This is a genomic window from Enterococcus villorum (assembly GCF_007990225.1).
In the GTDB taxonomy this organism is placed as follows: Bacteria; Bacillota; Bacilli; order Lactobacillales; family Enterococcaceae; genus Enterococcus_B; species Enterococcus_B villorum.
Genome location: NZ_BJWF01000002.1, coordinates 64,884 through 79,455 on the forward strand (window position 1 = coordinate 64,884; position 14,572 = coordinate 79,455).

The following is a 14,572-nucleotide window of genomic DNA, read 5'->3' on the forward strand; positions in this document are numbered from 1 at the left end:
TTACATGGCGAACGATAAAATTATTATTCATGGTGCAAGAGCACACAATTTAAAAAATATAAATGTGACGATTCCTAGAGACAAATTTGTCGTTGTGACAGGTTTGTCGGGTTCTGGTAAAAGTTCGTTGGCATTTGATACGTTGTATGCAGAAGGACAAAGAAGATATGTAGAAAGTCTATCTGCTTATGCCCGACAATTCTTAGGGCAAATGGACAAACCAGACGTTGATAGTATAGATGGATTAAGTCCTGCAATTTCAATTGATCAAAAAACAACTAGTAAAAATCCACGGTCAACCGTGGGAACGGTCACTGAGATTAATGATTATCTTCGATTGTTGTTTGCTCGTGTCGGTCATCCAATCTGTCCAAACGACCATATTGAGATTACAAGTCAGTCAATTGATCAAATGGCAGACAAAGTGTTGGAATTACCGGAACGAACAAAAATTCAAATTCTTGCGCCAATTATTGTGAAGAAAAAAGGGCAACATAAAAAAGTATTTGAACGTATCCAAAAAGAAGGATATGTCCGTGTTCGTGTAGATGGTGAAATTTATGATTTGAGTGAAGTGCCAGAGCTGGAAAAAAACAAAAAGCATGATATAGCTATTGTTATCGACCGTGTTATTCTAAAAGAGGGAATTCGGTCACGCTTATTTGATTCCATTGAAGCAGCGCTGCGTTTAGCGGAAGGATATGTACTAATTGATGTAATCGGTGAAGAAGAAATGCTCTTTAGTGAACATTACGCTTGTCCGTATTGTGGTTTTACTGTTGGAGAACTTGAACCAAGACTATTTTCTTTTAATGCTCCATTTGGTGCGTGTCCTGATTGTGATGGATTGGGTGTGAAATTAGAAGTTGACCAAGATTTAGTGGTTCCTGATCGTACCAAATCGTTAAGTCAAGGAGCTATTGTTCCTTGGAATCCGATCAGCTCTCAATATTATCCACAAATGCTAGCACAAGCTTGTGAAAGTTATGGAATTGACTTAGATACGCCTTTTGAAGAATTACCAACGGAGCACCAAGAAATCGTAATGAACGGGACAGACGAAGTATTTCATTTTCATTATGAAAATGATTTTGGTGGTGTCCGAGACGTAGAGACAACGTTTGAAGGCGTATTAAAGAACATCAAACGCCGTTATCATGAGACAAACAGTGATTTTACAAGAGAGCAAATGAGACAATATATGACTGAACTGACTTGTCAAACATGTCACGGTTATCGTTTAAATCCACAAGCGTTATCTGTTCAGATAAATGGTACAAATATTGGTCAAACCAATGAATTATCCATTCAAAAAGCAGTTCATTTCTTTGCTAATCTGACACTTTCAGAACAAGAAAAAATCATTGCACGTCCGATTTTAAAAGAAGTGAATGATCGCTTGTCTTTTTTAGAAAATGTTGGTTTAAATTATTTAACATTGAGTCGTGCTTCGGGTACTTTATCGGGTGGTGAAGCGCAACGCATTCGGTTAGCGACCCAAATTGGTTCTAATTTATCAGGAGTTCTTTATATCTTAGATGAACCTTCCATCGGACTTCACCAAAGAGACAACGATCGTTTGATTGGCTCTCTGAAGAAAATGCGTGATCTGGGTAATACTTTAGTAGTCGTAGAGCACGATGAAGACACCATGCGTGCAGCCGATTATTTGATTGATGTCGGACCTGGTGCTGGTCATCAAGGTGGAGAAATTGTTTCTGCTGGTACGCCTGAGGAAGTAGCTGCTGATCAGCATTCTTTAACTGGTCAGTATTTATCAGGGAAGAAACGTATACCAATTCCTACTGATCGTCGCAAAGGAAATGGCAAAGCAATAAAAATCACTGGAGCGACAGAAAATAATCTGAAAAATGTTTCGGTTGAATTTCCTTTAGGTGAATTTGTAGCTGTAACTGGTGTGTCTGGTTCTGGTAAGAGTACATTGGTCAATAGTATTCTTAAACGTGCGCTTGCTCAAAAAATCAATCATAATTCTGCTAAACCAGGAAAATACAAAACAATTACTGGCTATGAAAGTATTGAAAAAATCATCGATATTGACCAAAGTCCAATTGGTAGAACTCCTCGAAGCAATCCAGCTACTTATACAAGCGTATTTGATGATATCAGAGATTTGTTTGCTCAAACTAATGAAGCGAAGATGCGTGGATATAAAAAAGGTCGCTTTAGCTTTAACGTCAAAGGTGGTCGTTGTGAAGCATGCAGAGGTGATGGAATTATTAAAATCGAGATGCATTTCTTGCCGGATGTTTACGTTCCATGTGAAGTATGCCATGGAAAACGTTATAATTCTGAAACGTTAGAAGTTCATTATAAAGGAAAAAATATTGCGGATGTTTTAGAAATGACGGTAGAAGATGCTGTGGAATTTTTTCAACCTATTCCTAAGATTCATCGGAAATTACAAACGATTGTTGATGTCGGATTAGGGTATGTAACGATGGGACAACCAGCTACAACTTTATCAGGTGGTGAAGCACAACGGATGAAGCTAGCCAGTGAACTACACAAAATTTCAAATGGTAAAAACTTTTATATTTTAGATGAACCAACAACTGGACTTCATACGGATGATATTGCACGGTTACTTGATGTGTTACAACGTTTAGTCGATGCAGGAAATACGGTATTAGTGATTGAACATAACCTTGATGTAATTAAAACAGCGGATCATATCATTGATCTTGGACCAGAAGGTGGCGAAGGCGGTGGGACAATTTTAGCCATAGGGACACCAGAAGAGATCATCAAAGTGAAAGACAGCTACACAGGGCAATATTTGAAAAAAATAATGAAAAAAAACAAATTGGATAGTTAAAAAAAAATTAAAAACTAATGTCTGATCTTGTTTTATTAACTAGTATTCACTAAAATACGGATATGGTTGTTCTTTCTACACTAAATTAGTATAGATAAAAACTTCCTATAAGTTCAATCCGTTCAAAAAAGAATTGAGCAATCGGAGGAGATTCCTTTGATTGCTTTTTTCTTTATGGTATTATATTCCTTGTGTAGTTAGTAAAGAAAAACTAGAGATTATGGGTAAGGTAAGTGAGAGATAATAATGAACAGTAATGTAAATGAAGAATTTATTCCTATTTTATTAGGCAGTGATATGAACGTATATGGAATGGCGCGCTCATTTCATGAAGCCTATGGCAAAGTATGTCAAGCTTATGCTTCCAATCAATTAGCGCCTACTCGCTATAGTAAAATTGTCAAAGTAGAAGTAATCCCTGGCTTTGACAAAGATCCAATATTTATGGAATCAATGCGACGTTTAGCAAAAGAAAGATATTCAGATAAAACGAAAAAATATTTATTGATTGCTTGTGGTGATGTTTATGCAGAGTTGATTTCTCAACACAAAGAAGAGCTTTCAAATTATTTTATTTGTCCTTACATTGATTATTCGTTATTTGAACGCTTGATCAACAAAGTAAGTTTTTATGAAGTATGTGAAGAATACAAATTGCCTTATCCAAAAACATTGATTGTTCGAGAAGAAATGTTGGTTGAGGGAAGATTGAAGCGAGAATTACCTTTTGGATTTCCAGTTGCGCTAAAACCTGCAAATAGTGTGGAATACTTGTCTGTTCAATTTGAAGGGCGAAAAAAAGCGTTTATCATTGATAATCGGGAAGAATTTGATTTGATTTTAAAACGAATTTATGAAGCTGGGTATAAAAGCGAAATGATTGTCCAAGATTTTATTCCTGGTGATGATAGTAATATGCGTGTGTTAAATGCTTATGTGGATGAAAATCATCAAGTAAGAATGATGTGCTTAGGGCATCCTTTATTAGAAGACCCGACTCCTGCTTCGATTGGTAATTACGTGGTTATTATGCCAGATTATAATGAAAAAATTTATCAAACCATCAAGAAATTTTTAGAAGACGTTGAGTACACGGGTTTTGCTAACTTTGATATGAAATACGACCCTAGAGATGGAGAATATAAACTATTTGAAATCAATCTTCGACAAGGAAGAAGTAGTTTCTTTGTAACACTAAATGGTTTAAACTTAGCAAAATTTGTGACAGAAGATCGCGTGTTTGAAAAACCATTTACAGAAACGACTTATGGAACAAGTCAATCCAATACAGCAAAATTATGGATGGGTGTACCTAAAAAAATCTTTTTGGCTTATGCAAAAGAAAATGACGATAAAAAAATTGCGGAAAAAATGATTAAAGAAAATCGTTTTGGAACGACTGTTTTTTATGAGAAAGATCAGTCCATCAAACGTTGGTTGTTGATGAAGTATATGTTCAGAAACTACATTCCACGATTTAAAAAATACTTTCATGTGAAAGAGGGCTGATTCATGGAAAACTTTTTTAGCGTTTTGGGCGGAATGGGTACGATGGCAACGGAAAGTTTTATCCGTTTAATCAATCATCGAACAAAAGCGACCAAAGATCAGGAATATTTAAATTATGTGTTGTTCAACCATGCGACTGTTCCTGATCGCACGGCTTATATTTTGGATAATAAAAAAGAAAACCCAATTCCTTATTTATTAGATGATATTGAAAAACAAAATTTATTAAAGCCTAACTTTATTGTTTTAACGTGTAATACGGCTCATTACTTTTTTGATGAATTACAAGCGATGACAGATATTCCAATTCTTCATATGCCAAGAGAAGCAGCGAATGAATTAATTCGTCAAAATACTTCAGGTAAAGTAGCTATTCTAGGGACAGAAGGTAGCATGAAAGCCGGTATTTATGAAAAAGAAGTCAAAAAGTTAGGGTTTGATGTAGTGATACCTGATCATCAGTTACAAGCGAAGATCAATCACTTGATTTATCATGATATCAAAGAATCTGATTTTTTAAACAAAGAGTTATACTACGCTATTTTAGAAGAAGCGATCGAGCGTTTTGATTGTGAAAAGGTGATTCTCGGATGTACAGAATTGTCATTAATGCAAGAATACGCACCAGAAAATAATTATCCAGTTATTGATGCTCAATCAATTTTGGCTGATCGAACAATCGAACGAGCATTACAAAATCGCGAAACAATATTTTATAATTAATTGAAATGATTTAGTAGGGACGAATATCCTCTAAGGTATTTGTCCCTCTTTTTATCTGTAGGAAATTCACTTAAGAATATTTTAACTAGTAAGGATACGCCCGGAATGATATAATTTTAAAAAGAACGATGAGAGGAGGCCATTTGAAGATGGCTGATAATTTACAATTGGTAATTATTACTGGAATGAGTGGGGCTGGGAAAACGGTAGCAATCCAAAGTTTTGAAGATATGGGGTATTTTTGTATTGATAATATGCCGCCTAATCTTATTCCAAAGTTTTGGGAATTAATCAAAGAGTCAGGGAAAGTAACGAAAATGGCCCTAGTAGTAGATTTACGTTCTCGTTCTTTTTTTGAAGAAATCCAAAATATGTTAGTCGAAATTGAAAACACCAATTTTATTGACACGTCTATTTTATTTCTAGATGCTTCTGATGAAGAGTTGGTAGCACGTTATAAGGAAACAAGACGCACACACCCAATGGCGATGAATGGATTAGTAACAGAAGGGATTCGCAAAGAGCGTGCCATATTAAATGATTTAAAGACACAAGCATCTGTGATCATTGATACGACAACTTTGACGCCACGTCAATTAAGAGAAAAAATCAATCAGACCTTTAAATCAAAGGGAGATCAAGGATTTCGTATCGAATTTGTTTCTTTTGGATTTAAATATGGCTTGCCTATTGACTCAGATATTGTCATGGATGTTCGTTTTTTACCGAATCCGCACTATATTCCTGAATTAAGACCGTTAACAGGTAAAGATCAACCTGTATATGATTATGTGATGTCTTTTGATGAAACGGAATTATTTTATAATAAGTTTTTGGACTTATTACAGACCGTTTTACCAGGATACATTAAAGAAGGTAAAAGCAGTTTGACGGTGGCTATTGGCTGTACGGGTGGACAACATCGTTCAGTTGCATTAACCGAACGTTTAGCTAAGTCACTAAGTGAAAAATATAAAGTCAATGTAACTCACCGTGATAAAGACAAACGGAAAGAGACGGTGAATCGTTCGTGAAAATGAAAACATATCGCATAAGAAAACCTAAAATCGTAGTAATTGGCGGTGGAACAGGTTTGCCAGTTATCTTAAAAAGTTTGCGTAATCAAGGGGCAGATATTACAGCAATCGTGACTGTAGCAGATGACGGTGGTAGTAGTGGAGAAATTAGAGAAATGATTGCCATGGCCCCACCAGGTGATTTAAGAAATGTACTTGTTTCCTTGTCTGATATGCCGCAATTCTACGAAGATATTTTTCAGTATCGCTTTAAAAAAGAAGATCAATTTTTAGCAAATCATACAATTGGTAATTTGATCATTGCTGCTGTGGCAGAAATGAGAGGAAGTACCTATGATGCTGTACAACTTTTATCTAAAATGATGCATGTTGATGGTCATATCTACCCTTCATCTGAAACTCCTTTAACTTTACATGCTGTTTTTAAAGATGGAACAACAGCTGTTGGTGAGTCAAAAATTGCAATTGATCGTAAAACGATTGATCATGTGTATGTAAGAAATACATCGGATGATAGCGAAGCAAAACCTGCACGAAAAGTTATTGCTGCTATTTTGGAAGCTGATATGGTCGTGTTAGGTCCTGGAAGTTTATTTACAAGTATTCTACCTAATTTGGTCATTCCAGAAATCGGCGAAGCAGTAGCGAAAACAGATGCTGAAGTTGTCTATATTTGTAATATTATGACTCAAAAAGGTGAAACCGAACATTTTACTGATGCTGATCACATACGAGTATTACATGAACATTTAAAGCAACCGTTTATCGATACTGTACTTGTTAATACAGAAAAGGTACCTGAAGGATATATGGACCCAGATATTTATGATGAATATCTTGTCCAAGTGACACATGATTTTAATGGATTACGAAAAGAAGGTTGTCGTGTTATTTCAACTGATTTTTTAGAGTTAAAAAATGGTGGCGTATTTCATGATGGGGAAAAAGTAGTGGAAGAGTTATTCCGCTTAGTTTTTGGATCAAAATATTAAATCGAATGTCACGAAAAGAAAGGAGGAGAATAGAATGTCCTTTGCGGCAGATGTTAAAAAAGAACTGACTGGACTTGAAGTTCACCGTGAACATGCCAAAGCAGAATTAGCTGCACTTTTGCGGATGAATGGTTCTTTAGGAATTGTTAATCAACAATTTATCTTGAATGTACAAACAGAAAATGCAGCTATCGCTAGACGTATCTATTCTCTTTTAAAAGATCATTACAATGTTCGAAGCGAGTTACTCGTTCGAAAAAAAATGAAATTAAAAAAGAATAACGTCTACATCGTTCGTTTAAAACAAGGAACGAAAAACGTATTGATGGATTTGGATATCATGGATGTCTTGATGTTTAATGGACATGTTTCTGATGAAATTATGGGCAATTCTCAAAAAATGCGTTCTTATTTAAGAGGTGCATTTATGGCATCTGGTTCTGTGAACAATCCTGAAACCAGCCGTTACCATCTAGAAATATTCTCAATCTATGAACAACACAATCAAGATATTTGTGATATGTTAAATTATTATGGGTTACATGCCAGAACATTAGAACGACGAAATGGTTATATCTCTTATTTGAAAGGCGCAGAAAAAATTGCTGATTTTTTGACTTTGATCGGAGCAACAAATTCGATGCTACGTTTTGAAGATGTGCGGATTGTGCGAGATATGCGAAATTCAGTGAATCGATTGGTAAATTGTGAAACAGCTAATTTGAATAAAACGATTGATGCAGCATCTAAACAAATTGAAAATATTGAGTTAATTGAAAGCCGAGTTGGACTAAATGCTTTGCCTGAGAAATTGCAAGAAATTGCCGAATTACGTTTGCAACATCCTGAAGTCAGTCTGAAAGAATTGGGAGAAATGATTCCATCTGGAGCTATTTCAAAATCAGGAATCAATCATCGAATTAGAAAAATCAATGAATTTGCCGAAAAAATACGAGAAGAGGCGGTCTGATTCGTTTAGTTTTCTCGTTGACTTTAAAGGCAAGAGGAACTTAAATCTCCATTCCCATTGATTATAGAACATAGAAAACAGCTACTCTTTAAACGTGTTCAAAGAGTAACTGTTTTTTTGACCTTATAAATTAAGTGTCGAGGTACTTTCCGAATAGTAGTATTATCTTCTATGTGAAAAGAGTAGATTGAAAAAAATTTTAATCAAACATTCGACATAACACCTGAAGTTAAATCGGCTGATTTAACTTTCATCAGTTATCATGGGATGTCACTGGATGTTGATGACGTTTCTTTAACAGAGGTTGTCAAGTAGTGTTATTTTTTATTTGTTAGAAAAAAGGAATGAAATAAAAAACGTAGAGATTATACTACTTTTAAATAATACATATAAGGAAAGAAAGGGATAAAATCAATCGTCATTGATTTTATCCCTTTAGTTATATCAAAAATTTTTTGGAATACTTTGAAATTTTTCTATAAATTTAGATTTTCTTGCTTTCGTATCTTGTTACATTTGATGCAGAATAAAGTGAAAACACTTGATAACTAGAGTGTCATTATTTGGTGCAATAATGAATCCTATTTTTTTATTTATAGTTACCATAAGTTCTTTTTTATAATCTTTTCAATCGACATGCTCTTTGTTATTGAGAAAATATAAGTTAACTATTTTTAGTAAATGAATAGGCTCTCTCTTCTTTTTTCTTTTTTTCTAAAAAAAAGTTCTTATAGGATCAAAAGATATGATTAAAATTAAATAACTAGGAAGATGTCTTTTAAAATAGAAAGGATGAAAAAAGTGCCAAAAGAAAGAGTAGATTATGATAAAGCCATAGAAATGTATGATAAGCATAATGATTGGAAAATTGTCAAAAACTATTTAAGGCTGAGGAGCCATGAATTGGAAAAAATAAAAGACCAATATCTTATTAAACAAATCCAGAAAGGTATACCGGCATATCTTATCGCACGTGACAACGATATATCTTACAGATTGGTTTTAAAAAAAAGGAAATTATATATCGCGCGTCAACTATTCAATGGGGTGTCTGAATATGAATTGACCGATCAGCTGAAAGTGAAAGTGAAAGAAATTGAGAACGCTTGTTATGATTATATCAAGAAAACACTTAAATATAAAACTATGATTCCTGAATTTATTCGTGAAACGACTAAACTTATGAGATGCAAAAAATCAGACATTTTGGAAAGCTATATTGTCGGTGCATTAAAAGAAGAGAAAAGTATTCATGAAATATCCAAGGTGCTTCAGATGGAGGAAGATAAAATTGTCAAAATTAGAAAAAATTATGCGAAAAAAAAAATAGAAAGAGGCTTCCCTATTTTAAGGATACATACAGAACTTCAACAGGATCTGGAAAGTGCTCCTGGATTTCGTGATGCTTGTATCATCTATGAGCTTAAAAAAAATCATAATCAAGCTCATTTATATTTACAAAAAGATAACCCAAGTGAAATTTCGCTAAACAATAAAAATGAAAAGTTCATTTTAAAAAAATTTGGTGTGTCTATAGAAGAATTGAGAGTACTGTTGTTTAATTACATAGAAAGAGAAAGGAAAAAGGGAAAACAACTGACTCTCATTGCTAAAGAATTTGATTTTGCTGTGAATGAACAAGGTAAATTTGTATACGACGAAACAATAAAAAAAGACATTAATCCTCCTAATAAAGAAGCAGGTACTTCAACTATGAGTATCTTTCAGCATGTAGAAAGACAAAAGAGACCTTCAGTCATAGTAAGTGAATATTGTCCTTTACAACCTATATCAAAAAAGGGACGTTTAGAAGCAATCACTGAAAAAGCGCAACAGAGAAGCCAAGACAGCATTATGCTTGCTTTGAAAGAAAGATGCCAATCGCTGCAAAAATTAACAGGGGAGAATACTTTTATTTCAAAAGAATGACGGAAAATGAAAGATGAAAATAGCGATGTCGGAAGAAGTTTTTTTAAATCTTAGAAAGAGTGATCAAAGGAAAAAGTAAAAAATTGACGCTTCTCATACGCCGAGAAACGTCAATTTTTTTCTGTATTATTCCTTGATATAGGAAGATAAAGTTGTTTCTTGAATGGACTCATCGAAAATATGGCCATCTAAAATGACAGTTGGGACGAAACGGATATTTGCTTCTTTGGCTTCATCTATAATGATTTGTGAAAGTTGTGCGTCCTTTTGGAAAGTTAACCCCAATTTATTTTTGGCATAATCTGCGACTTCTGTTAAGGACAGATTTTTCCATTCATCTTGACAATCGAAAACTTTTTTTATTTCTATGAGTGCTTTTTCTGGGGCTGATACAGAAATATGATGGTGCATAACATTTCCTCGTTGCAAACTTTCTTTTTCTTTATCAAAAAGTTTGATTACTCGCTGTACTTGACCTGCTTTTACTGCTTCTTCTAGTAATTCGTAAGATTCATTAAACCATTGGCGACAATAAGGGCACGCTAAATTGATAAATTCAGCCATTTTTTTAGGAGCATCGGGATCTCCGTACAATATTCCGTTTTTTGTATTTGTTTTTTCTGCGTTAATGATTGTTATATCCATTCTTAAACACCTCTTTCATTTATTGTTATTGTAATCATTTTTTTTAGAAAATCCTAGCTTTTTGTTTATTAGAGTGAGTAATTTCTTTATGGAGTCCTGTGAAGTGATTTGTAAAATATGTGGGTTTTCTACTATTTTTACGTTATAATAGGAAAGATGTTTGAGAGAGTTTGAACAAGGATGATGATAAATGAGAAAAATGAAAACAATGGATGGAAACACAGCAGCAGCTTATATTTCTTATGCGTTTACGGAACTCGCTGCCATCTATCCCATTACACCCAGCTCAACGATGGCAGAATTGGTGGATCAGTGGTCAGCCAGTGGAAAGAAAAATCTCTTTGGTGAGCCCGTAAAAGTCGTAGAAATGCAATCGGAAGCTGGAGCTGCTGGTGTAGTACACGGTTCTTTAAAAACAGGGGCATTGACAACGACTTATACAGCTTCACAAGGGTTACTTTTGATGATCCCTAATATGTATAAAATCGCTGGGGAATTACTACCGAGTGTTTTTCATGTGGCTAGTAGAGCAGTCACAACCAATGCCTTAAACATTTTTGGTGACCATGGGGATGTAATGGCAACCAGACAAACCGGTTTTGCGATGCTATCAGAAAGCAGTGTCCAAGAGGTGATGGATTTAGCACCTGTGGCACATCTAGCTTCGATTGAGGCAGAGATTCCTTTTTTAAATTTTTTTGATGGATTTCGAACAAGCCACGAAATTCAAAAAATTGAAGTATTGGCATACGAGGAATTAGCTCCTCTTATTAATCAAGAAAAATTAGCAGTTTTTAGAAAACGAGGAATGAACCCAAATCATCCAACGGTTAGTGGCACCAATCAAAATCCTGATATCCACTTTCAACAAAGAGAGACGATTAATTCATACTATGAGCGCCTGCCTAAAATCGTCCAAAAATACATGGCAAAAATTAACGAGTTACGTGGAACGTCTTATGATCTTGTCACGTATCATGGTGCACCAGATGCCACAGAAGTTATTGTGTCGATGGGATCAGTCGCTCAAACGATTGAACAAACAGTGGATTATTTAAATGCAAATGGACAGAAAGTTGGTTTTTTGAATATCCATCTCTATCGGCCTTTTCCTGTAGAAACCCTGCTTCGCCAATTACCTTTAACAACGAAATCAATTGCTGTGCTGGATCGAAGTAAAGAACCGGGAGCCGGTGGCGAACCTCTGCTTTTAGACGTTCAAAATGCTCTATATGATGCTGGCATTCGACCAAAAGTAATTGGTGGGCGTTATGGATTAGGTTCAAAAGATGTTACACCAGATCAAATCGTTTCTGTCTTTGACGAATTGAAAAAAGAAGAACATATAATGAAAAAACGATTTACGATAGGGATCATAGATGATGTCACTCATCAGTCCCTTGAAGCGCGCCCAATATTAGATTTAACTAGTGCCGATACTTATCAAGCAAAGTTCTGGGGATTTGGTTCGGATGGAACTGTTGGAGCAAACAAATCAGCGATCAAAATCATTGGCAATCACACAGAAAAATATGCGCAAGGTTATTTTTATTATGACTCGAAAAAATCTGGTGGGTTAACCATCTCTCATCTTCGCTTTGGTGATACGCCGATTCGTTCGACTTATTTAGTTGAACATGCGGACTTTGTTGCCTGTCATAAGCCTGCTTATTTACACAGTTATGACTTGGTAAAAGGATTGAAAAAAGGTGGGACCTTTTTATTAAATACCTTGTGGACAGATGAGCAACTGGAAACACATTTACCTATACGTTTAAAAAAATATTTAGCAGAAAATAATATCCAATTTTATACGATCAATGCGATGAAATTAGCTCAAGAAGTCGGGCTAGGACGACGCATCAACACAGCGATGCAAACAGCCTTTTTCAAATTAGCAAATATCATGCCTTTTGAAGAAGTCGTCCCCCTTTTAAAGGAAGAAGCAGTAAAAAGTTATGGTCATAAATCAATGAAGGTTGTGGAAAAAAATTGCCTAGCGATTGATCGGACAATTGAATTGCTTCATAAAGTTGACGTACCAGAACATTGGCGGGCATTAGAAGTACCAAAAAGAGAAGAAAAGGCACAATCTAGTTATGTTGAAGAAATTTTAGCACCCATAAATGCGCAAGAAGGCAATCATTTATCGGTAGGAACTTTGGTCGCAAACCAGATGACCACTGGAGAAATGCCTTTGGGTACATCTTCTTTTGAAAAACGTGGGATAGCTTTAGAAGTGCCAGAATGGATCAGTGATCGTTGCACCATGTGTAATGAATGTGCTTTTGTTTGCCCACATGCCGCCATCCGTCCGTTTTTAGCAGATGAAGAAGAAATGACAGAGGCGCCCGAAGGATTTATTGTTCGAGAGATGAGAGGACCAGATGGATTAAAATATCGTATTCAAGTTTCCGTTGAAGATTGTACTGGCTGTGGCTTATGTGTAGAAGCTTGTCCAGCAAAAGAGAAAGCACTAGTGATGAAGCCATATGAAGAACAAAAAGAACAAGCTATTAATTGGGCGTTTGCCATGACGTTAAAACAAAAAGAAAATCCGCTAAAAGGGAAAAATACGGTGTTATCAACTCAGTTCAATCAACCATTACTTGAGTTTTCTGGTGCTTGTTCTGGTTGTGGGGAAACCCCATATGTGAAATTGCTGACACAAATGTTTGGTGATCGCATGATGATTGCTAATGCAACAGGTTGTTCTTCCATTTGGGGAGGGGCATCTCCCGCATCACCATTTACTACTAATGCTTGTGGCCAAGGCCCAGCTTGGTCTAATTCCTTGTTAGAAGACAATGCTGAATTTGGCTATGGGATGTTATTAGCTGCGCAGACTCGCCGTGAAGCTTTGGCAAATGCGGTTCGAAAAATTATGTCAGTTGTTTCCAACAATTTACGAGAGTTAATGGACGATTGGTTAATCCACTTATTTGATAGCGAAGGTACCCAACAACGAGCGGCTAAACTCCAGTCTGCTATCGAAGCAGAAATTGATCAGGTACCAGCATTAATAGATATTCTTAAAGAAAAAGATATGTTTGTTAAAAACAGTCAGTGGATTATTGGAGGAGATGGTTGGGCTTATGATATTGGCTTTGGTGGAATTGACCATGTGTTAGCGAGTGGCGCAGATGTCAATATTCTTGTATTGGATAACGAAGTATATTCGAACACTGGTGGTCAAATGTCTAAAGCGACTCCAGCTTCAGCCATTGCAAAATTTTCTGCAAGTGGTAAATATGCTTCGAAAAAGGATTTAGGCATGATGGCGATGACTTACGGCAATGTTTATGTCGCTCAAATTGCTTCTGGTGCTAATCAAATGCAAACGATCAAGGCGTTTGAAGAAGCAGAAAAATACCCGGGACCGTCATTAATTATTGCCTATACTCCTTGTATCACACATGGATTGTTCGGTGGAATGAAAGAATCAATTAAAGAAGCAAAAGAAGCAGTTTCTTCTGGTTATTGGTCGCTTTATCGTTATAATCCAAGTTTAGTTGAAAAGAATAAGACACCAATGTTATTAGATTATAAAAAACCAGACTTCTCTACGATGCCCGATTTTATGCGTAAACAGGTACGCTTTTCGTCCTTAGAAAATGCAAATCCACAGTTAGCAGAAAAATTATTTGAAAAAACAGTGCATGATGCGAAAACTCGCTTTTACAATTATGCTTCATTAGCTGGACAACTGGATAAAATTAAAGCTAAGTTAGAACCTCAAACGGTTAAGGAAGAACTAATAAAAGTAAGAAAAGAGCGAAAGGTGGATGAGGAAGCTGTGTCACGCAGAGCAGCCCGACGAGCCAAACGCAAAGAAACGTCTAACTAAGAAACTGATGTTGTTAGAATTTTAACATACCGCACAATCGCTTACGGATGACAAAAAGAATCAAGAAATATAAATTTTGAA

The 14,572-nt window shown here is 35.5% G+C and carries 9 protein-coding genes; 8 read left to right on the forward strand and 1 reads right to left on the reverse strand.

The genetic code is table 11. The features are described from left to right. Positions 1-4 precede the first annotated feature (4 nt). The 7 genes from uvrA to EVI01_RS01565 all read left to right on the forward strand — a co-directional run bounded on the left by uvrA (position 5) and on the right by EVI01_RS01565 (position 9,999). A complete protein-coding gene (uvrA, locus tag EVI01_RS01535) occupies positions 5-2,839 on the forward strand; it encodes an excinuclease ABC subunit UvrA (protein ID WP_010752061.1) in 2,835 nt (944 codons plus the stop codon). A 243-nt stretch (positions 2,840-3,082) separates the two neighbouring features. Then, the gene (locus tag EVI01_RS01540) at positions 3,083-4,348 is read left to right on the forward strand and encodes a D-aspartate ligase (protein ID WP_025480710.1); all 1,266 of its coding nucleotides are present in this window, start codon (positions 3,083-3,085) and stop codon (positions 4,346-4,348) included. 3 nt (positions 4,349-4,351) lie between these two features. After that, on the forward strand, positions 4,352-5,071 hold the full coding sequence (locus EVI01_RS01545) for an amino acid racemase (protein WP_010752059.1): 720 nt from the start codon (positions 4,352-4,354) through the stop codon (positions 5,069-5,071). Between the two features lie 149 nt (positions 5,072-5,220). Next, positions 5,221-6,105: an RNase adapter RapZ gene (gene rapZ / locus EVI01_RS01550; protein ID WP_010752058.1), complete on the forward strand. Its 885-nt coding sequence runs from the start codon at positions 5,221-5,223 to the stop codon at positions 6,103-6,105. Then, on the forward strand, positions 6,102-7,100 hold the full coding sequence (locus tag EVI01_RS01555) for a gluconeogenesis factor YvcK family protein (protein ID WP_010752057.1): 999 nt from the start codon (positions 6,102-6,104) through the stop codon (positions 7,098-7,100). Before rapZ ends, EVI01_RS01555 begins: the two co-directional genes overlap by 4 nt. Positions 7,101-7,134: 34 nt before the next feature. After that, the gene (whiA, locus tag EVI01_RS01560; RefSeq protein WP_010752056.1) at positions 7,135-8,070 is read left to right on the forward strand and encodes a DNA-binding protein WhiA; all 936 of its coding nucleotides are present in this window, start codon (positions 7,135-7,137) and stop codon (positions 8,068-8,070) included. 801 nt (positions 8,071-8,871) lie between these two features. Then, on the forward strand, positions 8,872-9,999 hold the full coding sequence (locus EVI01_RS01565) for a hypothetical protein (RefSeq protein ID WP_010752055.1): 1,128 nt from the start codon (positions 8,872-8,874) through the stop codon (positions 9,997-9,999). Positions 10,000-10,125: 126 nt separating this feature from the next. On the opposite strand, the gene EVI01_RS01570 is transcribed toward EVI01_RS01565, so the two are convergent. Continuing rightward, complete coding sequence (locus tag EVI01_RS01570; RefSeq protein ID WP_010752054.1) at positions 10,126-10,644, reverse strand: thioredoxin domain-containing protein; 519 nt, start codon at positions 10,642-10,644, stop codon at positions 10,126-10,128. 190 nt (positions 10,645-10,834) lie between these two features. Between EVI01_RS01570 and nifJ the strand changes: the two genes are divergently transcribed. Further along, positions 10,835-14,491 carry a pyruvate:ferredoxin (flavodoxin) oxidoreductase gene (nifJ, locus tag EVI01_RS01575; protein ID WP_010752053.1) on the forward strand — a complete coding sequence of 1,219 codons (3,657 nt, stop codon included), beginning with the start codon at positions 10,835-10,837 and terminating at the stop codon, positions 14,489-14,491. Positions 14,492-14,572 lie beyond the last annotated feature (81 nt).

What these genes read in the sequence shown, in the direction of transcription:
- rapZ (WP_010752058.1), top strand. Translation starts at nt 5,221, where the DNA reads ATGGCTGATAATTTACAATTGGTAATTATTACTGGAATGAGTGGGGCT.
- EVI01_RS01570 (WP_010752054.1), bottom strand. Translation starts at nt 10,644, where the DNA reads ATGGATATAACAATCATTAACGCAGAAAAAACAAATACAAAAAACGGA.
- whiA (WP_010752056.1), top strand. Translation starts at nt 7,135, where the DNA reads ATGTCCTTTGCGGCAGATGTTAAAAAAGAACTGACTGGACTTGAAGTT.
- EVI01_RS01545 (WP_010752059.1), top strand. Translation starts at nt 4,352, where the DNA reads ATGGAAAACTTTTTTAGCGTTTTGGGCGGAATGGGTACGATGGCAACG.
- uvrA (WP_010752061.1), top strand. Translation starts at nt 5, where the DNA reads ATGGCGAACGATAAAATTATTATTCATGGTGCAAGAGCACACAATTTA.
- nifJ (WP_010752053.1), top strand. Translation starts at nt 10,835, where the DNA reads ATGAGAAAAATGAAAACAATGGATGGAAACACAGCAGCAGCTTATATT.